Origin of the sequence: Methylocystis sp. JAN1, from assembly GCF_052186135.1 — a bacterium.
Taxonomy (GTDB): domain Bacteria; phylum Pseudomonadota; class Alphaproteobacteria; order Rhizobiales; family Beijerinckiaceae; genus Methylocystis.
The window spans coordinates 967501-986550 of record NZ_CP181499.1; the positions used below are offsets into that span (position 1 = coordinate 967501).

General features: G+C 60.9%; 14 protein-coding genes (1 of these 14 only partly in view). 7 read left to right on the plus strand and 7 right to left on the minus strand.

The window, feature by feature from the left end:
- Nucleotides 1-1186 carry the 3' portion of a hypothetical protein gene (locus tag ACNHKD_RS04520; protein ID WP_442755915.1) on the plus strand. It extends 116 nt beyond the left edge of the window, so 1186 of the gene's 1302 nt are visible here — the last part of the coding sequence; its start codon lies off the left edge, out of view; the stop codon is at nucleotides 1184-1186.
- A 71-nt stretch (nucleotides 1187-1257) separates the two neighbouring features.
- Here ACNHKD_RS04520 and ACNHKD_RS04525 read toward each other — a convergent pair whose 3' ends face one another.
- On the minus strand, nucleotides 1258-2571 hold the full coding sequence (locus ACNHKD_RS04525) for a hypothetical protein (protein ID WP_442755916.1): 1314 nt from the start codon (nucleotides 2569-2571) through the stop codon (nucleotides 1258-1260).
- The gene (locus ACNHKD_RS04530; protein WP_442755917.1) at nucleotides 2516-3169 is read right to left on the minus strand and encodes an ABC transporter ATP-binding protein; all 654 of its coding nucleotides are present in this window, start codon (nucleotides 3167-3169) and stop codon (nucleotides 2516-2518) included. Before ACNHKD_RS04530 ends, ACNHKD_RS04525 begins: the two co-directional genes overlap by 56 nt.
- Before the next feature lie 114 nt (nucleotides 3170-3283).
- Here ACNHKD_RS04530 and ACNHKD_RS04535 point away from each other — a divergent pair, with 114 nt between their 5' ends.
- On the plus strand, nucleotides 3284-5719 hold the full coding sequence (locus ACNHKD_RS04535; protein WP_442755918.1) for a rhamnosyltransferase WsaF family glycosyltransferase: 2436 nt from the start codon (nucleotides 3284-3286) through the stop codon (nucleotides 5717-5719).
- Here the strand turns inward: ACNHKD_RS04535 and rfbD are convergent, their stop codons facing one another.
- From rfbD to ACNHKD_RS04555, 4 genes are all read right to left on the minus strand, one after another.
- The gene (gene rfbD, locus ACNHKD_RS04540) at nucleotides 5720-6610 is read right to left on the minus strand and encodes a dTDP-4-dehydrorhamnose reductase (RefSeq protein WP_442755919.1); all 891 of its coding nucleotides are present in this window, start codon (nucleotides 6608-6610) and stop codon (nucleotides 5720-5722) included.
- A 106-nt stretch (nucleotides 6611-6716) separates the two neighbouring features.
- The gene (locus ACNHKD_RS04545) at nucleotides 6717-8021 is read right to left on the minus strand and encodes a UDP-glucose dehydrogenase family protein (protein ID WP_442755920.1); all 1305 of its coding nucleotides are present in this window, start codon (nucleotides 8019-8021) and stop codon (nucleotides 6717-6719) included.
- Nucleotides 8022-8501: 480 nt separating this feature from the next.
- Nucleotides 8502-8948 carry a hypothetical protein gene (locus ACNHKD_RS04550; protein WP_442755921.1) on the minus strand — a complete coding sequence of 149 codons (447 nt, stop codon included), beginning with the start codon at nucleotides 8946-8948 and terminating at the stop codon, nucleotides 8502-8504.
- 118 nt (nucleotides 8949-9066) lie between these two features.
- Nucleotides 9067-9474, minus strand: a complete 408-nt coding sequence (locus ACNHKD_RS04555) for a hypothetical protein (protein ID WP_442755922.1) — start codon at nucleotides 9472-9474, stop codon at nucleotides 9067-9069.
- A 535-nt stretch (nucleotides 9475-10009) separates the two neighbouring features.
- On the opposite strand from ACNHKD_RS04555, the gene ACNHKD_RS04560 reads away from it, so the two are divergent.
- From ACNHKD_RS04560 to ACNHKD_RS04575, 4 genes are all read left to right on the plus strand, one after another.
- On the plus strand, nucleotides 10010-13327 hold the full coding sequence (locus tag ACNHKD_RS04560; RefSeq protein ID WP_442755923.1) for an efflux RND transporter permease subunit: 3318 nt from the start codon (nucleotides 10010-10012) through the stop codon (nucleotides 13325-13327).
- Complete coding sequence (locus ACNHKD_RS04565) at nucleotides 13327-14529, plus strand: efflux RND transporter periplasmic adaptor subunit (protein ID WP_442755924.1); 1203 nt, start codon at nucleotides 13327-13329, stop codon at nucleotides 14527-14529. Before ACNHKD_RS04560 ends, ACNHKD_RS04565 begins: the two co-directional genes overlap by 1 nt.
- Nucleotides 14530-14659: 130 nt before the next feature.
- The gene (locus tag ACNHKD_RS04570; RefSeq protein WP_442755925.1) at nucleotides 14660-16168 is read left to right on the plus strand and encodes an efflux transporter outer membrane subunit; all 1509 of its coding nucleotides are present in this window, start codon (nucleotides 14660-14662) and stop codon (nucleotides 16166-16168) included.
- A gap of 125 nt (nucleotides 16169-16293) precedes the next feature.
- The gene (locus ACNHKD_RS04575) at nucleotides 16294-17220 is read left to right on the plus strand and encodes a LysR family transcriptional regulator (RefSeq protein WP_442755926.1); all 927 of its coding nucleotides are present in this window, start codon (nucleotides 16294-16296) and stop codon (nucleotides 17218-17220) included.
- Between the two features lie 181 nt (nucleotides 17221-17401).
- On the opposite strand, the gene ACNHKD_RS04580 is transcribed toward ACNHKD_RS04575, so the two are convergent.
- Entirely contained in the window at nucleotides 17402-17944 is a 543-nt protein-coding gene (locus ACNHKD_RS04580; RefSeq protein WP_442755927.1) for a hypothetical protein, read from the minus strand.
- Between the two features lie 194 nt (nucleotides 17945-18138).
- On the opposite strand from ACNHKD_RS04580, the gene ACNHKD_RS04585 reads away from it, so the two are divergent.
- On the plus strand, nucleotides 18139-19017 hold the full coding sequence (locus ACNHKD_RS04585; RefSeq protein WP_442755928.1) for a cytochrome c3 family protein: 879 nt from the start codon (nucleotides 18139-18141) through the stop codon (nucleotides 19015-19017).
- Nucleotides 19018-19050 lie beyond the last annotated feature (33 nt).

Genomic DNA, 19050 nt, shown 5'->3' on the forward strand with positions numbered 1-19050 from the left:
CCTCAAGCGCCGTCTTCCGGCTCTGTCCCAGGGCGTGGATGTCGTCTCCGACGCCTTGTCGACGATCGGGGGGCGCGGCGGGTGGCTGCGCAAAAGTTTCCTCATCGTCGTAATCCTTCCGACGATCGTCTATCTGTTTTATGCCGCGCTCTGGCAGTCGGACCGTTATGTGGCGGAATCGCGGTTGACCGTGCGCGAGGCGCAGAAGAAAGAGCAGCCCAAGCTCGGCGACGCGGCGTCCGTCATCGCCAAAATGACAGGCGGCGCCGGCGGGGGCGGGAAGGATACGCAAAACACGTTTATGGTCCTCAATTACATAAAGAGCAGGGCCGTTCTCGTGGATCTCGGAGGCCGCCCCTATCTCGAACGCAAATTCTCGCAGCCGGGCGTCGATTATTTTTCCCGTCTTTCCAAGGACGCCAATCTGGAGGAACTCTGGAAATATTGGCTGGACCACATTTCCGCGAGCGTCGACACGATTTCGGGCATTCTCGTCTTTCGCGTCGACGCATTCCAGCCTCAGGACGCGCTCGATCTCGCCAAAGACATCGTCCGGCTGAGCGAGGATCTTGTCAACAAGATCACGCTGCGCAACCGCAGCGACGCGCTCTCGCGCGCCGATAACGAGGTGGGGCTTGCGCGCCAGAAGCTGGCGGATGCGCGTGAAAGGCTCTTGCAGTTTCGTAATCAGAATTTCATCATCGATCCAGGGTCCCGCGCCGCGAGCCTGAGCGAGATGATCGTGAAGCTGACGCTGGAGCGGATCGACCTCGTCAACGCGTTGTCGACTTTTTCCTCCACCCTGTCTAGCGACGCGCCTTCCCAGCGCCTGCAGAGGACGCGGCTCGCCGCGATCGACCAGCAGATCGCGGATCTGAAAAAGAAGCTGACGGACAATCAGGCCGGCGACGTGGTTTCAGCCCAAATCGCGTCGTACGAAAAGCTGAAACTGGAAGAGCAATTCGCCGAGCGCCTCTACACGATTGCGCAATCCGCCTATGAGAGCGCGCGCCAGGACCTCGAAAGGCAGCAACTCTATCTCGTGACAGTCGTGGCCCCGACCCTGCCGGAGTCGGCGACTTATCCCCGCGTTTTCGGCGACACCCTCCTGCTGTTCTGTGCGCTTCTCGTGATTTGGGCGGTGATCGCGCTGATCGCCGCGAGCGTTCAGGATCAGGTGACCTAACCGCCGGGTTCCCGAACAACCGCGCAAGTCGAATCGGCTCCCTCACACACAAGCGATCGCTTCATTGCAAATCATTTGGCCATGTGGTCGCGCACCAGAAATGCGACGCCGACGAGAAGCGCCCAGCCGAAGACAGCCGGCGCGACGATAATCGACCATTCCAGCCAGCGGCGCGGATAGATCGACTTCTCGGCGAGGGTCGGCCGCAGGAAGGAGACGAGATAGGCGCGCTGCCGCTCGAGATCAATGCGGGCGCTTTCGTAGGCCGAGGAGGCGAGGCCGTATTGCTGCTGCGCCAAGGCGAGCTCGGTTTGCCGCGTCGAGAGAACGCCCGCTCGGCCGGCGAGGGAAGAATTGTTCTCCGTGCTGGCGATCTGCGCCGAATAGTCGGCGATCTGCTTCTTGAGGCTTTCGACGCGCGCATTGAGCAGCCGGCCCTGCGGCGAGTCCAGGGCTGAAGCGCTGGACTGCAGCGCCAGGCTTTCTTGCGCATTGGCCAGATCGAGCCTCAGCCGTACGATGATCTTGTTGATCGCCTCGGCCGCCGCTGGCGCGTCGATGACGCCCTCGGCGTTGCGCGCGTCGCGCATGTTGGCCGTCGCCAGTTTCAATCGCTCCTCGGCCCGGTTGAGCTCCGATTGCGCTTGCTCCACCGCGTCTCGACGAGAACGCGTTGACAGCTCGTTCACGAGTTTCTCGGAAAGGTCGATGACCTTCTGCGTGATCTCCAGCGAATCTTCGGGCGTGAAAGCGCGGACCCGGACCGATATGATGCCGGACATCATGTCGACATTGGCGTCGACTCTTTTTTTCCAATATTTCTCGAGATTTTCGATCGGGTCGTCCGGGTCGAAACGTGAAAAATAGTCAACGCCGGGCCGCGAGAATTTCGACCGCAGGTCCAGCGTCCTGTCGAGCGCCAGCACGATCGACCGGCCGAGTATGTATTTTACGACAACCTGCGAGTCCTGAAGCTGCTTCTCGTCCCCGCCGCTCACGCCGAGCGCCGCGAAGGAGTTTTCCGAGCCGTGCAGCGCGAATTTCGCTTCCGTCAGATATTGCCTGCTGGCGATCAGCCCCCAATAGACGGACGCGACCAGCACCGGCGCGACGACGCACGCCACCAAGCTCGCCAACATTCCCATTCTGAACGCCCGCTCGCCGCGGCGGACCGTATAGCCGCCGCCGGCGATCACGCTCGACGGGGCGCGCGATCTGTTGGCCGCGCGCTTCAGGGCGCGTGATATGCTCTTGGCGACGAGGGCCGCGTCCTCCGAGCCGATCGTCTCGCGGGGCCGGGGAAGAGCGACCTGATTCTGGGATAGGGCGTCAGGCATTGAGCTTCTTATACAGTTCGATGGCGTCGTCGACCTCGCGGAAGACATGCATCTGGCCGCCGGCGAGAACGATGCCGCGGTCGCAGTAGTCCTTGATGGTCTGCATCGAGTGGGACACCATGATGATGTCGGCCTTTTTTCGGCGCCTGTCGAACTCGTCCCTGCACCGCGCCGCGAAGCGCGCATCGCCGACCGCAGTGACCTCGTCAATCAGATAGCAATCGAAATCGATCGCCATCGAAAGCCCGAAAGCCAGGCGTGCGATCATGCCGGAAGAATACGTTTTGATGGATACGTCCATATAGGCGCCGACCTCCGCGAAATCCTCGACGAAGTTGATGATTTTGCGCGGGTCATGACCATAGACCCGGGAGATGAATTTAACGTTCTCCCGCCCCGTAAGCTTGGGGTGGAGACCGCCCGTGAAGCCCAGCGGCCAGGAAACCCTCACGTTTCGCCGCACGCGGCCGCCATTGGGCAGCTCGGTGCCAGCAAGAATGCGCACCAGCGTCGATTTTCCGGCGCCGTTGACGCCCAGAACGCCATAGCTGCGTCCTGGCTGGAAATTGAGGCTGATGTGATTGAGGACGATCTTTCGATGCCCGTTTGATTTGTAATATTTATAGACGTCCTGGAGTTCGATCATGTCCAATGTCGGTCGCAGTTTCAGCTTTCCCTCTAAGAGATCTTTCTGGCTAATCGGTGACCGGGCGCGGGCGCGTCGCTGGTCATGGCGGCCGGAGCTGAGTAGACAAGGGAAATGAGACGGGAATCGACTTTTCAGGCGGTGCGCCGGCACCTCCGCAATGGTTATGTCATCCTGACCACGCGCGGCCCCGTCGCCCTTTACGGCGCGGCGATGCGCGAGGCCGCGAAGATCGTCGATTCGCCAGTCGGCGTATTCCTCGCGCCGCGCGACCTTTTCAAGAACGGCCGGCATTTCCTGCAGGAGTATGGGCTGCGTGGGACGATCGGGGCCGTTCTGCGGCAGACGGCCGCGACCTATGACCCGCCTCTCGGCCGGCGGCGCAATCCGATCAACGATCCCCTGCGCGAGCAGGCGATCAGCTATTATCACACCTATGAGCTGACGAAACCCGATGGCGTCGTGCCCTCGCGCCGGCCGGCCAATGAAATGGATTTCGCGCTCGAAATTCCCTTCGCTTTCGACCCGGCGCCGGCGACGAAGGGACCGGTCGCGACGATCGTCCACGCCTTCTATCCTGAGATCCTGCCTCTGGTTCTGGAAAAGCTGGAAAATATACCGGCGCCGGTCGATCTCTTCCTCTCGACCGATACGGAGGAAAAGAAGCGGGCTTTGGCGGCGGCGGCGCAGGGCTGGGCGAAGGGACGCGTCGAAATCCGCGTCACGCCGAATCGGGGCCGGGACATCGCAGCCAAATTCTTCGGTTTTCGGGACGTTTACGCCAATTACGAACTCTTTCTGCATCTGCACACCAAGCGCTCGCCGCATGGCGGGGCCGAACTCGCCCGCTGGCGCGATTATCTGATGGACCATCTGCTCGGCTCGCCCGACATCGTGCGGTCCATTCTGAGGCTTTTCGACGACCCGAAGATCGGCGTCGTCTTCCCGCAGCATCTCTTCGAACTGCGCGGCATTCTCAACTGGGGCTATGATTACGATCTGGCGCGCGGGCTTATGAAGCGCATGGGCGTCGAGATCGACAAGAACCTGGTGCTGGAATTTCCCTCCGGCTCCATGTTCTGGGGCCGCAGCGCGGCCTTCCGCCCGTTGCTCGACCTCGATATCGGCTTTGACGATTTTCCGGAAGAAGGCGGGCATGTCGACGGCACGCTGGCGCACGCCATCGAGCGCGTGCTGCTCATGGTGGCGGAGTCGAAGGGCTTCGAATGGCTGAAGGTCGGCCGGCGCGATCTTTATCCGATGCCCAGCACGCTGCTGACCGTGAACGGTCCGGAAGATTTGACGCGGCATCGGCTCAAAGTTTTCCAGCCCTGCCTGGGGAATGTCGATAACGGCCTGCGCCCGCAGGATCGCGGCATTGCGGAGATCAAGCAGCTTCTGTCCTATCCTTCGCGCAATCCGAGGCCGCGCCTCAATCTGCTGACCCCGACCGTCAATCCGCACCAGATTTTCGGCGGGGTCGCCACGGCGATGAAGCTTTTCACAGCGGTCGCCGACGCGCTGGGCGACGATTATGACCGGCGCATCATCGCGACCGACGCCGATATCGAGCCGGAGGCCTACGACAGTCTTCCGGACTACGAGGCCGTCCCGCATGCGGCGAGCCTCGACCTCGGGCGCCGCCTTCTGGTCGACGCCTACGAGCGCGATGGCGGCCGGCTCGATCTGCGCGCGGACGACATTTTCATCGCGACCGCCTGGTGGACGGCGCTTTTCGCACTGGATCTGGAGCGCGACCGCGCGCGCCTTTTCGGCCGGGAGTTGCCCTTCGTCTATCTGGTGCAGGACGACGAGCCCTATTTCCAGGGGCGCAGTTCTCGTTACGCGTTGGCGGAGGCGACCTATCGCCACGGCGATCGCACCATCGCCGTCATCAATTCCGAAGAACTTTATGCGGTGATGAGCGAGAAATATGCGTTCCGCGAGGCCTATTGCGCGCCTTATGCCATGAATGAGCAGATTTCCGCGGCGCTCGATCCCGCCCCGCGCGAGCGTCTGCTGCTCGTCTATGGCCGCCCGAACGTCAGCCGCAACGCCTTCGAGCTCATCTGCGACGGGCTCTTCCGATGGCAGCAACGCGATCCAATCCGCGCGAGTCGGTGGCGGATTCTCTTTCTCGGGGAGGAATTTCCGGACACGCTGGCCTATCCGGTGATGAACGCGTCGGTCGGCGGAAAAGTCAGCCTGGCGGCCTACGCAAGTTGCCTCAGCCGCGCCAGCGTGGGCGTCTCTCTCATGCTCTCGCCGCATCCGAGCTATCCGCCGCTCGAAATGGCGGAGGCCGGCCTGCTGACCGTCACCAACCGCTTCGAGGGGAAGAACCTTGCGAGCCGGTTCGACAATATCGTCTCGCTCGACTTGTTGGAGCCGGCGGCGCTCGCGGACGCGATCGAGTCGGCTGTGGCTGCGATGGAGCCCCGGATCGGCGAAATCGTCACGCGGGTCGCGCCGCGCGCGCCTGCTCTTGAAGATGCTCGGATTTTCGACGTCGCCCTTTTCGCAGAAAGGCTTCGCCAGCTACGCGCATGATCACGCTGGCGTTTGCAGGAGACGGTGGACGCATTTATCGAGCGACTCGCGCCAATGCGGCAAAGCGACGCCGTAGCGCGCCCAAAGCCTCGCATTGTCGAGGCGCGAATTGGCGGGGCGGCGCGCCTGCGTCGGATATTCGGCTGTTGTGATGCGCCTGACGCGCACCGGGCGGCGCCCGGCCCGTTCCGCAATGGCGAAGGTCGCCTCGGCGAGATCGGCCCAGCTCGCTTCCCCCGCACCCGAGAGATGGAAGACGCCGCGCAATTCGGGCGAGGGATCGGCGACGAGGCGCCGCGCGAGAACAAGGAGCGCGTCGGCGATGTCGATGGCGTTCGTCGGATTGCCGGTCTGGTCCGCGACGACGCCGACTTCCTCGCGCGTCTCGCCGAGGCGCAGCATGGTCTTCACGAAGTTCGCGCCGAAGGGGCTGTAGACCCACGCCGTGCGCAGGATGACGTGGTCGCCGTGGACAGCGGCGATTTTCCGCTCGCCCGCGAGCTTTGAGCGACCATAGGCGCCGGTGGGGCCGGTGGGATCGTCCTCGCGATAGGGGCGGTCGAGGGTTCCCTCGAAGACGTAGTCGGTCGAGAGATGGAGGAGCGGGACCTTCAGCTCGGCCGCGGCTTCCGCGACATGCCCCGCGCCCTCGCCATTGACGCGCATGGCGACTTCCGGCTCGCTTTCGGCCTGGTCCACGGCGGTATAGGCGGCGGCGTTGACGATCGCGTCGCAGCCCGCATGGCGTAGATTGGCGAGCACCGCGTTTCGCAGGCCAAGGTCGAGCTGGGGACGTCCAAGGGCGGTGATTTCGACATCCTTAGGCGCGCGTTCGATGAGGGCGCTAACGACCTGGCCTTTGAGACCGGTTACCGCAAGTCGAAGCGTCATGGCCGCGCCCTCATCGTTCCGGAGTCAAGTCAGGATTTTAGGGCGCGGCGGCGGCGTGCGGCAACGGCGCTGCGTCGCCGCGACGTCGGGAAGACTCCTGAGGCGCTTATCTGCGGCCGACGCTGATATAGGCGAAGCCGCGCTTGCGAATATCCGCCGGACGGTAGACGTTGCGCAGATCGACGATGATGGGTTGCTTCAACAGGCCCTTCACGCGGTCGAGATCGAGCGCGCGGAAGGCGTCCCATTCGGTGACGATGGCGAGCGCGTCCGCGCCCTCGATCGCCGAATAGGCGTCTTCGTGGAAGACGACTTCCGGCATCATCGGCCGGGCCTGCCCCATGCTTTCCGGGTCATAGGCGTGAACTTCCGCCCCGTCGCCGGCAAGCGAGGCGACGATGGCGAGCGAGGGCGCATCGCGCATGTCGTCGGTGTTCGGCTTGAAAGCGAGGCCCAAAAGCGCGATCTTCTTGCCGCGCACCGAGCCGCCGAGCGCCAGAATGATTTTCCGCGCCATCGCCCGCTTGCGCGCGTCGTTCACCGCGACGACCGTCTCCACGATGCGCAGGCTCGCGCCTTCGTCCTGGCCGGTCTTGATCAGAGCAAGCGTGTCTTTCGGGAAGCAGGAGCCGCCATAGCCCGGGCCGGCGTGCAGGAATTTCGCGCCGATGCGCTTGTCGAGGCCGATGCCGCGCGCGACGTCCTGAACGTCGGCGCCGACTTTCTCGCAGAGATCCGCAATCTCGTTGATGAAAGTGATCTTTGTCGCCAGAAAGGCGTTGGCCGCATATTTGGTGAGCTCGGAAGTGCGGCGTCCGACGAAGACGAGCGGCGGCGCATTGAGCGACAACGGCCGATAGATCTCCTCCATCACGTCGCGCGCGCGGGGATCCTCCACGCCAATGACCACGCGGTCGGGACGTTTGAAATCCTCGATCGCGGCGCCCTCCCGCAGGAACTCGGGGTTGGATGCGACCGCGAAGTCGGCGGACGGATTCGCTTCGCGGATGATGCGTTCGACCTCGTCGCCCGTGCCGACCGGGACGGTCGACTTGTTGACGACGACCGTGAAGCCCCGAAGCGACCCGGCGATGGTCTTCGCCGCGGCGTAGACATAAGAGAGGTCCGCATGGCCGTCGCCGCGCCGGGAGGGGGTGCCGACCGCAATGAAGACCGCGTCCGCGCCGCTCACCGCCGGCGCGAGATCGGTGGTGAAGGATAGCCGGTTCTGGCGGACATTGTTCGCCACCAATTCGTCGAGGCCCGGTTCGTAGATCGGGATCTCGCCCTGCTTCAGGCGCTCGATCTTGGAGGCGTCGGCGTCGACACAGATCACTTCATGACCAAAATCCGCAAAGCACGCGCCAGACACCAGGCCCACATATCCAGAGCCGATCATCGTGATTTTCATCGAATCGAATTCCTCTTGCGTGCGCGCAATCTGGTCGGACGCGCCCTTGGCGCGCTTTCAATCGATTTCGTGAAGCTTTTTGTCAATCTTGTCGTCGATCCGACGGCCGGAAATCGGCTTTGCGAAGTTTTTTGTGGAGCGCGGCGTCGCCGAGGCGTCGCGCGCCGGCCGACGTCGAATCTGCTTAACTGAATGTATATCAGATGGTTACGCGCGTCTCTCGCCTAAAATGGCGTTTGCGCCATGTCATGTGATCGACACGATCAACCGGCAATGACGCTGATTTACAATTATCTCTTCGTGATGAGGACAGGCGAGCGAACGGATATATTCGATCGTTTCTTTATGTTCTCCCCGCCCCGTGGGCCGGCCAGCGCGCGGCGCGAAAACATGCCCGGCGGCGGCGCCGATTGAACGAGCGCGCCGTGACTGGCCGCGCCCGTCGAGTCGATTGGTCGCGCTGCGCGCCTCGCGTTAAGCTCAAAGCCAGGCGGCGAGGCGATCACGCCATTCGGCGAAGCTGCGCTTGGCGGCGAGCCTGCGCGCGCGCGCTGCGACGAGGCTGTTCAGCGACGCACCCATGCGCATCACGCCGCCATAGCCGCAATCGCACAGCAGCGCATGCGCTTCGCGCAGGGAGAGACGAAAGAACGTCATTCCCTCTCCCACGCTGTGGCCCGAGAGGCCCTCCTGACGGAACAGCGGATCCTGAAAAGCGATCGTCAGCGGCGAGCCGTCATGCCGAAGCGCGCGTCGCTCATGCTTGGGATAGCATTCCATGGTGATGAACAGGCGGACGGGTTTCTCGGTCGCTTCGATGAGGTCCGCGAGCCGCTCCAACCTAAGGCGGCGCAACATCCAGTCAGGACAATCGGCCCGCGAGATACGCGCGGTCCGGGCGATTTGGTCGATCGGTCGACGTTCCATGTTTCACCGCCTTTGCAGAGAGCCCGCCTCCCAAACTTGCTATCCGAGCGCGGGGTTCCTTGCGAAGAACGTCGGATGGAAACGCGCGGCCGGACCGCGCGCTTCCCCATCTTCAGGCTTACCAGCCGAAAAACGAATCCGTGACGGCGGTGGTGGCCGCTCCCGCCGCCCAGAGAGGCGCCGTCGCGACATCGGTCGCCGCGCCCAGCAGGCCGCCGGCGGGATTATAGCCCCAGGCGCTCGCGCCATAGCCGCAATAGGGCGAACCCGCATAGCCCCAATAAGCCGGGCGGCCCCAGCGCGCATAATAGCGCACGCCCGGGCCCCGACCCCAATGCCAGCCGGGATGCCAGCGATGGTGCCGATGGGCATAGGGGCGCCAGTCGACGACGTCCGTCTGCGCCTGAAGGCTGATCGCCGCCTTGTCCGTCACCGGCATCACGCCGGCAAGGGAACTCGCCGGCGCCGCCGCCGCTGTAAGGACACAAACGGAAACTGCCGTCCGCAAGCTGATTATGTGCCGCATAATGGCCTCCTGCTCTGACGCGAGCGGCGCTGAGAGTCGGGGCGCCGGCGCGCATGGCTGTGAGCACGGCCACTTAGAACGGCTACGTAGGGCGTCCATCCTTCCGTGCGAATTTTCGCGAATCCCAAGCTTGCTTTTTCAGCCTGGTCCGTCTCGGACGAGCGCCCCTCGGCGGGCATCGTTCGATCAAATCGAACGAACCCTTGGAAAAATTGAAATTAACACAAGCGACGCCGGCGCTTACGATCGAGGGCTCCAGGAATCGGTCCAGCGACCGAATGAAATAGTGGAGCGCGTTTGGGTCACAATTTCGAAACAAAAGCATAGGCTGTCTATATTGCAGAAATATTGGTGAAATCTATATTTGATAGCTACTGTCTTGCAAGCCGACAGGAGCGTTATATATGTGCATAAATCGAAGCAATGGCTTCAAGTCAGCGACTGATTTGCATGGTGTCTGGGCGTGTTGACCACGAAAGCGTGGTCTTATGGTCGCTGCCAACTCAATGATTATCCATAGCATGGAATGGTGTCTATGAATGGAGTTGTTATTCTCGCTCTACGCCGCCCCTACACATTTATAGTTCTGTCAATATGCATACTGATCTTTGGAGTTATGGCGGTTTTCAAAACGCCGACCGACGTTTTTCCCAATATCAAGATTCCCGTCGTGGCGGTGGTCTGGGCCTATGCGGGACTTTTGCCGACTGAAGTGTCGGGGCGCATCACCTATCTGTACGAGCGCCAGCTCACGTCGAATGTGGAAGGCATCGAGCACATCGAGAGCCATTCCTATTACGGCAGCAGCATCATCAAGATCTTTCTGCAACCCGGCGTCGATCTCGCGGCGGCCGAAGCAGACATCGTCTCCATCTCCCAGACGGTCACCAAGCAGCTCCCGCCGGATATTTCCCCGCCCATGGTCATGCGCCTCGAGGCGTCATCCGTGCCTGTCGCCATGCTGAAGGTGACGGCGGAGAACCTCACCCCGGCCGACCTCTACAACCTCGCAAAGAACAAGATCCGTCCATTTCTCGTGACGATTCCCGGCGCCATTCTCCCGCACCCCTATGGCGGACAGGACAAGCAGTTGCTGGTTTCTCTCGACCAGCAAAAACTCATGGCTCGGCACCTCACGGCCACAGACGTGCACAATGCGCTCGGCCGTCAAAGCATTGTGCTTCCTGCGGGAGACATGAAGCTCAGAGCGACCGACTGGATGGTTCAAACGAATGCGACGCCTCTGCAGGTCGCCGATTTCAACAACATTCCGATAAAGACCGTCGGCAACGCGACGATCTATATGCGGGACGTCGCCGACGTGCGCCTCGGCGGACCGCCGCAAATCAACGCCGTTCTCGTCGACGGCAAGCAATCGGTGCTGATCGTCGTCATGAAGAGCGGCGAGGCGTCGACTCTGGAGGTGGTGGACGGAATCAAGAAGGCGATTCCCCGAATCGAGCAGATTGCGCCGCCTGGCGTGAAGGTCGAACTTCTCAACGACGCCTCGGGCTTTGTCGAGGATTCCATCATAGACGTGCTCCGCGAGATGGCTCTTGCGTCGGCGCTGACGGGCGTCGTCGTGCTGCTCTTCCTCGGATCGTGGCGCGCAACGGTCATCATCGCCACCTCCATTCCGCTTTCCATTCTGTCCGCGATCATCTGTCTGCATTGGGCGGGCCAGACGATCAATGTGATGACGCTGGGCGGTCTGGCTCTGGCCGTCGGAATTCTCGTCGACGACGCCACTGTGATGATCGAAAACATCGATACGCATATCGAGATGGGAAAGCCGCTCGAGGCGGCGATCATCGACGCGGCGAATCAGATCGTCATCCCGACATTTGTCTCGACGCTCTGCATCATCATCGTATGGTTTCCGCTATTCGAGCTTACGGGCGTCTCCGGTTGGCTGTTCACGCCGATGGCGGAGGCCGTGATGTTCGCGATGATGGCGTCCTTCATTCTTTCGCGAACTCTTGTTCCGACGATGGCGAAATATCTTCTCGTCGACCACAACGCGCCGCATGGAAACGACGTTCAAGACGTTGAATCGCCATCCCCGTCCGGAGGGCGAAAATATCCGACCCCGGAGGAAATCTACGCGCTCGCCAATGCAGACGCCGAAGAAAGCGCGCTCGCCGGCGATGGCGGGGTCTCCCACTTCGCGGTTCCGATACCCGACCGACGCGACCACGCTCAAGATCGTCCTGGATTTTTTGTGCGCGTCCAGCAGGGATTCGAACGGAGCTTCCAGAGATTTCGTGAACGCTACAGCGCTCTTTTGGGCCGCACGCTCGACAACAGAAAGCGGTTCGTGACGGGCTTTCTGGGCGTCGCGGCGGCGTCGATGAGCCTGTTCTATTTCAATGGCCAGGAGTTCTTCCCCGAAATTAAGTCCGGGACTCTCCAGATGCACATGCGCGCCCCGCTTGGAACGCGTATCGAAGCGGCGGGGCGTATCGCCACGCTCGTCACCAAGGACATCGAGGAGATGCTGCCGGGGAAAGTCGAGGGAATCGTCAGCAATTGCGGTCTGCCCGTCGGGCCGCACAATCTCGCCTTCATCCCGACGCCGACAATCGGCGCGCAGGATTGCGATCTGACGATCGCGCTCAAGAACGACGCCTCGCCCGTATGGGATTATCGCGCAATTCTGCGGAAAGGTCTGAGCGAGCATTATCCCGGCACGGAATTCACGTTTCAGCCGGCTGATCTGACGGCGAAGATTCTCAACTTCGGCTCGCCTTCTCCGATCGACGTTCAGATCAATGGCGGGGATCCGACTGCGAGCTACGAGTTTGCGCGAAAGCTCGCGAGCAGGCTGCGCAGGGTCGCCGGCGCCGCCGACGTCGTCATCCAGCAGACGATGCGCACGCCGACATTGCTCGTGGAAGGCAACCGCAGCCTCGGACTGGGGGTAAGGCTCACCGAAAAGGACATTGCGGACAACCTTCTCATGACGCTCTCCGGCAGTCAGCAGGTCGATCAGCAGTTCTGGCTCGACCAGAAGACCGGCAACTCGTATCAGATCAATGTCTACACGCCGCAACCCCAGGTCTCGCGCGTCCAGGATCTTCTCACGATCCCGGTGAACAAGAGCGAGGGAGAACCGTCGCCCGACCAAATGCAGTTGCTTGGAAGCGTCGCGTCGATCTCCGCGGTCGGGACGCCCGGCGTCGTCACCCACGCGAACATCATGCCGCTCTTTGATATCTACGTTTCGGCCGAAGCGCGCGATCTTGGCGGCGTGCTCGCCGACGTAAAAGCGATTTCAAAGGAAATGGAGCATGACCTTCCGCGCGGCGCCAGCCTCGAGGTTCATGGTCAAGCCGAGACCATGCATAGCGCCTATGGAGAACTCATCGGCGGTCTGATCGCCTCGATCGTGCTGATTTATCTCCTCATCGTCGTAAATTTCCAGTCCTGGCTCGATCCCTTCATCATCATCACCGCCTTGCCCGGCGCGCTGGCGGGGATCGCCTGGTCGCTTTTCCTGACGCATACCAATCTTTCCGTGCCGGCGCTTACCGGCGCGATCATGTGCATGGGAACGGCGACCGCGAACGCAGTTCTGGTCGTGGCTTATGCGCGCGAGCGGTTGGAACTGCATGGAGACGCCATGCTCGCCGCGCTCGAAGCGGGCTATGCCCGCATCCGTCCGGTGATCATGACGGCGTCCGCGATGATCATCGGCATGCTGCCCATGTCGATGAGCAATTCACAAAACGCGCCGCTCGGTCGCGCCGTCATCGGCGGCCTGATCGTCGCAACATTTGCGACCTTGCTGTTCGTCCCCTGCGTCTACGCGATCGTCTACAAGCGCGCGCCCGTTGGAAAGGAGGCCATCTGATGTCCACGGATTTGCTTCGATACGTCAATCCCGATCTGCGTGGCAGAAAGCTGCAACTTGTGTCGGCTCTCGGGCTTCTCGTCTTCCTGAGCCTGCTTTTCTACGTCCGGAAGCGTGAGGCGGACGCCATACGCGAAGAGACGCTTGCGAACGCGGTCCCTACAGTGTCGATCACGAACGCGAAACCCGGCGCGCCAACCGAAACGATCACGCTCCCCGGCAATATCGAAGCCTGGTTTCAGGCCCCGATCTACGCGCAGGTCTCGGGATATGTAAAAATGTGGTACAAGGATTACGGCGCGCAGGTCAAGAAGGGCGACGTCCTTGCCGAAATCAACACGCCGACCTTGGACGCGCAATATTCGCAAGCGAAGGCGGCCTACGAGGCCGAGCGCGCGAAGTACAACCTTGCAGTCGTCACGGCTCAACGTTGGACCGCTCTCAGGAAGTCGCACGCGGTTTCCGAACAGGAAATTTCGGTACAGGAAGCCAATATGCAGGCTGCAAAAGCGCAATTGGAAGCAGCCGAACACAATGTCAACAACTTCGCCGCCCAGCTTCAATTCAAAACGATCGTCGCGCCCTACGACGGCGTGGTCACCGCCCGCAACATCAACGTCGGAGACTACATCAACAAGGATGGAAATATCAGTGATAAGAACGCCGTGACCAACCTTTTCTCTGTCGCGGACATTCATAAGTTACGATTGTTTATTTCCGTCCCCGAGGCGTTCGCGCATATTCTCAAGCCGGGGCTCACGGCCGACATTACCGTGCCGCAGTTCCCCAAAAGGCGCTTTACGGCGAAGTTTCTGACCGTGGCCAACGGCTTCGACACGACGACCCGAACGGCGGTCACGGAATTCACGATCGACAATGAAGATCGGGCGCTGTGGCCGGGGTCGTATGCGGCCGTGAGGCTGACGGTTCCGCTGGATGAAAACACGCTGACGATCCCGTCGAGCTCCCTCGTTTTCCAGGAGAACGGCGCCGAGGTCGCCGTGGTGGGGGCGGAGGACAAAATTCACTTCCGGCCGGTGCACATCAACCGCATCCTGGATGGGATCATGGAAATCACTTCCGGAATTTCCCGCGCCGACCGCATCGTGAACAACCCAAGCGCCGCGCTTCTTGAAGGAGACAAGGTCCGTGTCGTTACGTCCGCTCCGGGCTATGAGATCGACCCTACCGATCTCAACTGACGCCAGAGACAGGCGGCGAGCGCCAATTGACTGTTTTCCGAGTAATCCGCTCATGCGCATCTCCCGAAGAAAAATAGTGAAGCAATACGCCCGCCTTTTGCCGCTAGTCATGTTGTCCGGCTGCAATTCGATGCCTGGCGTGGACCTCGCGCCCGCTTACGCCCCGCCGGAATACATCGTGCCCGCATCCTGGCATGGGGCCAGCCCTTTCGTTGAGGCGAGGCCATCCGACGCGGAGATCCGCACCCAATGGTGGCGACTGTTCAAAGATCCGGTTCTGAACAAGCTCGAAGAGCAGGCGATGGCGGCGAACGCGGATCTTCAGGCCGCGGCCGAACGCTTCATACAGGCGCGCGACCTGATGATGAAGGCGCGGTCTCGCATGCTGCCGCAGCTCAACATCGGATTGGACGCCTCGGACAACAAGGAATCAGAAGCGGCCTTGTTCAGGGGACCTCTCAATCCGATCTACGACACCTCTGTTTCCGATGGAGGCGGCGCGTCGTGGGAGGTGGATTTCTGGTATGCAATCCGCAACGAGACGAAAGCGAAAACCTATCTCGCTCAGCAGAAAGCCGCCGAATACGCGCTTGCCAGGCTGAGTCTGCAGGCGGAGATCGCGTCGGATTATTTTACCTTGCGAGGATATGACGCTCAAACCAATATTTATGATCAATCCATCGCCTACTACAAACAGTCTCTCAGCATTGTGAACGATCGCTATCTCGGTAAGATCGCATCGGAACTCGACGTGGCCCGCGCAAAATCCCTTCTCTTCAGCACACAGGCGAAGGCGCTGGAAGTTCAGGGAGAGCGCGAAGTCGCCGAACACGCTATCGCGATCCTCGTTAACAATGCGCCGGCAAGCTTCAGGATAACCGCCGCGCCGAATCTGAAGATGACGTCGATGAGACTGCCGAGGCGTCTCCCGTCTACGTTATTGGAGCGGCGGCCCGACATCGCCGCGGCCGAGCGTGAAATGGCTCAGGCGAACCGTGAGATCGGCGTCGCGCGCGCCGCTTTCTTTCCCAAGGTCGAGTTCCGGATCGATGGCGGATTCGAGGATCATGGAATCAATCTCGTCAAGCTCGCCAACAGCTTCTGGTCTTACGGTTCGGCGGTTTCCCTGCCCGTTTTCGACGGGGGGCTGCGGCGAGCGCAATTGCAGCGCTCATGGTCGGTTTATCGTGAAACGGAAGACAAATATCGGTCGACCGTTCTGAACGCCTTCCGTGAAGTCGAGGACGGGTTGAGTCTGACGAACAGGCTGAACGGGTCGGCCAAGAAGCTTGACGCCGCTGTTGCGGCTGCGCTCCAGACGCAGAATCTCACCATGGATCTTTACAAAGGCGGCTTGAACTCGAGTCTCGACCTTATCTACGCCCAGGTCGCCACCCTGACCGCTCGGATCGATTCAGCACAGGTGAAGACTCGTCTTCTGAAATCATCCGTCGGCCTCGTTCGGTCGCTCGGAGGAGGTTGGGATCGCGGCAAGCTACCAAATGAAGATGACATTCAGCCGTTCGACGCTCTTCAATATGAGGGTCTCGAGAAGCCGGCGCCAGCCGGGGGGATTGACGCGCCGGTTGACAATAATGCGCGCAACAACGACTTGACCGCATCCAGCCGCTCGCTCTGACGACGGTCGAACGATTGTCGCGCGAATAGGAAAGCCGCCACTCGCGCAGACGATCCAGATAAGGTGTCGCCCGACAGTCGAAAGATGACGACGCAGAGCGGTTCGCTCCTGAAAGGAGATGGCCCATGGCGTTCCTCAATTACCATCACCTGCGCTATTTCTGGGCCATCGCGAACGAAGGAAGCCTGACGCGCGCGGCGGACCGTCTGAACGTGTCGCCCTCGTCTCTTTCCGTGCAGGTGAAGGCCCTGGAGGAAAGCCTTGGCCAAGTCTTGTTCGAGCGGCGCGGACGTAGTCTGCTGCTGACGGAAGCAGGACGCATTACATTGCGATATGCGAATGACGTCTTTCAGTCAGGGGATGAGCTGCTGGGGTTGCTGGATGGGATCGGGCCCGGCGCGCGGCAAATGCTTCGCGTCGGGGCAGTCGCGACATTGTCGCGCAATTTTCAGATCGAACTGCTTAGGCCGTTATTGTCGCAACCGAATATCGAGCTGACCGTAAGATCGGGCGTCTTTGTCGATCTTCTCTCCCGGCTAAGCAATCACACGCTCGATCTCGTCTTGGCCAATCAGCCGGCTATGCAGGAACCGGATACGGACTGGGAAAACGCTTTGTTGGCCGAGCAATCCGTCAGCCTGATCGGAGTCCCGGGGCTCATCTCCACGCCGCTCAAATTCCCGATAGACCTTCGCAGCATACCCGTCGCGCTACCGGCGCGCGGCAGCGGCGTCCGGACCGCCTTCGACAAATATCTGCAAGCCGCGGGGATACAAGCGCTCATTGTGGCTGAAGTTGACGACATGCCTATGCTGCGCCTCATCGCGCGCGACGGCTCCTGTTTGGTGCTCGCGCCGCCGGTGGTTGTAACGGATGAGCTGGAGGCCGGAGTCCTTGTCGAGCATTGCAGGCTGCCTCAAATCAAGGAGTCGTTCTATGCAATTTCCCGAAACAGTCGATTTCCGAATCCGCTTTTGCGCGAGCTCCTGAAGAACTACCTTTCGCGGGCGACTTGTCGCGAAACGCCAGTTGGAAAACCCAAGCAAAGGTGAGAGATAGAGTAGCGCGTTTCCGAGGTTGCGCAGCGTCAAAAGCTGGGCCCTTCGGTGATAAGGATTTGATTTCGCTTCACCGCGCTTGCCGCTAATTCGCGCGATCGGGATGAACCACTCCGTCATAATCCTTGGCGTTCACCTCGTTACCGAGCCAAAAGTTCGGTGGGGGAACCTTGCCTCAGAATCTATGCACCGCCCATATATGGACGATCGTCGCTATCGTCAGAACGATGCACAATGGCGCGTGCAGAAGGCGCCACGCGCCTAAGATTCGCTCGAATGCGGTCACCCGCGAGCGAAAGGCAAAACGATAGAGATAGCGGCCGACCACGCCGCTCGCGACGACGGCTCCCATGGCCAGCAAGGCGACATTGCTGTTCAGCGCACCGAGTCGGAAGTTGCAGTGGAAGAGGATAATTACGGGTCCGGCGACGCCGAGGATAACGTGCATCCGGAACCATGTGGGAATGGCGCGCGCAGCCTTGGGACTCGAATTGACCCGCTTGCGAAGATAATAGGCGAACAGCAAGCCCATCATGGAAGCGCCGATGATTCCGAGCCAATAGCCAAGGCCTGATTTTGGCGTCACCGGCTCATCATAGCTCGCGATCCATCCGAAGATGAGAACGATAACGACGCAGAGCGATGTGAATGTCGGCGTCAGGCCCGCAAGCGGAAGGACGGCGCGCCGCCAATCCGCAGCGCTAGATGCAAACGACATGGATCTTATTTCCTCCCGTCGTGAGGTTCTGCGTAAAACACAAGGGAAAATCGCCTGAAATGGGGCGAAAGCCATTTGCAACAAAGATCACGAGAATTTCGTAATTCGGCTTGAATGGCGCCGCGCTGCTTGCCTAAGGCAAAAGCCTAGAGTACCAGGAGACACACATCATTCGCTGCGTAAAATACGCGTTGTTGCGTCGCATCGTCTTGACGTTGCTGATCGGAGCTTGTCTGTTCGCGCCCTCGCCGCGCCCACAGGCGCAGACGACGACCCCAGGCGGCTATTTCCTTCCGAGCTTCGGACAGCCGCTGAGAAGCTCGTTCGATCACGCAAAAACGCAATTTCCACTTACCGGGGCGCATGCGCAGACCTCTTGTGAGGCCTGTCATTTCAATGGTCAGTATAAGAACACGCTCTACGCGTGTCCCGCCTGTCACAACGGCAACAGGACGATCGGCAAACCGCCGAACCATCCGCCGACATCGTTAAAATGCGCGGGCTGTCACGAGACGACGCTCTTCTCGGACATCAAGATCATCGACCATTTGCAGGCTTCGGCGAAATGCGCGGCCTGCCATGATGGCCGGATCGCGCGCGGCAAGCCCGCAACGCATATTCCGACAGCGGCGCCCTGCGCTGACTGTCACCATACGACCATGAGCTTCACTGTCGGCGTGACGGCGAAGGCGGGGAGCATTTCATTGCCGCGGCCGCTGCCGAACTTCGTACGACGTTCGCCTGAATCTCCGGCGCCGGGTCGCTTCGATCATACAAGCGCGGTCGGACCTTGCGCGACATGCCACAATGGCGTCAATGCGACGGGCAAGCCGCAACGCCATGTGCCGACGCAAGCCCAATGCGACTCGTGTCATAGAAACACGATCACATTCGCTGGCGCGCGCTTCGATCACATGGCCGCCAGAGCCCCTTGCCTTACCTGCCATAATGGCCGCGACGCGCAGGGCAAGCCTCCTACGCATGTCGTCACTTCGGAACCGTGCGACAACTGTCATAAGAGCTTTCTCAGCTTCGACGCTGGCCAACCGTCCTTTCGCCGCAGGGGCCTGTAGCGCGGCGTTGGCGTCGACTTTCGCCAAAGCTGT

Bases quoted from the DNA above. Each gene is read 5' to 3' on its own strand.
- ACNHKD_RS04525 (WP_442755916.1), bottom strand. From the start codon at position 2,571: ATGTCTTCCGCGAGGTCGACGACGCCATCGAACTGTATAAGAAGCTCA.
- ACNHKD_RS04530 (WP_442755917.1), bottom strand. From the start codon at position 3,169: ATGATCGAACTCCAGGACGTCTATAAATATTACAAATCAAACGGGCAT.
- ACNHKD_RS04535 (WP_442755918.1), top strand. From the start codon at position 3,284: ATGAGACGGGAATCGACTTTTCAGGCGGTGCGCCGGCACCTCCGCAAT.
- rfbD (WP_442755919.1), bottom strand. From the start codon at position 6,610: ATGACGCTTCGACTTGCGGTAACCGGTCTCAAAGGCCAGGTCGTTAGC.
- ACNHKD_RS04545 (WP_442755920.1), bottom strand. From the start codon at position 8,021: ATGAAAATCACGATGATCGGCTCTGGATATGTGGGCCTGGTGTCTGGC.
- ACNHKD_RS04550 (WP_442755921.1), bottom strand. From the start codon at position 8,948: ATGGAACGTCGACCGATCGACCAAATCGCCCGGACCGCGCGTATCTCG.
- ACNHKD_RS04555 (WP_442755922.1), bottom strand. From the start codon at position 9,474: ATGCGGCACATAATCAGCTTGCGGACGGCAGTTTCCGTTTGTGTCCTT.
- ACNHKD_RS04560 (WP_442755923.1), top strand. From the start codon at position 10,010: ATGAATGGAGTTGTTATTCTCGCTCTACGCCGCCCCTACACATTTATA.
- ACNHKD_RS04565 (WP_442755924.1), top strand. From the start codon at position 13,327: ATGTCCACGGATTTGCTTCGATACGTCAATCCCGATCTGCGTGGCAGA.
- ACNHKD_RS04570 (WP_442755925.1), top strand. From the start codon at position 14,660: ATGCCTGGCGTGGACCTCGCGCCCGCTTACGCCCCGCCGGAATACATC.
- ACNHKD_RS04575 (WP_442755926.1), top strand. From the start codon at position 16,294: ATGGCGTTCCTCAATTACCATCACCTGCGCTATTTCTGGGCCATCGCG.
- ACNHKD_RS04580 (WP_442755927.1), bottom strand. From the start codon at position 17,944: ATGTCGTTTGCATCTAGCGCTGCGGATTGGCGGCGCGCCGTCCTTCCG.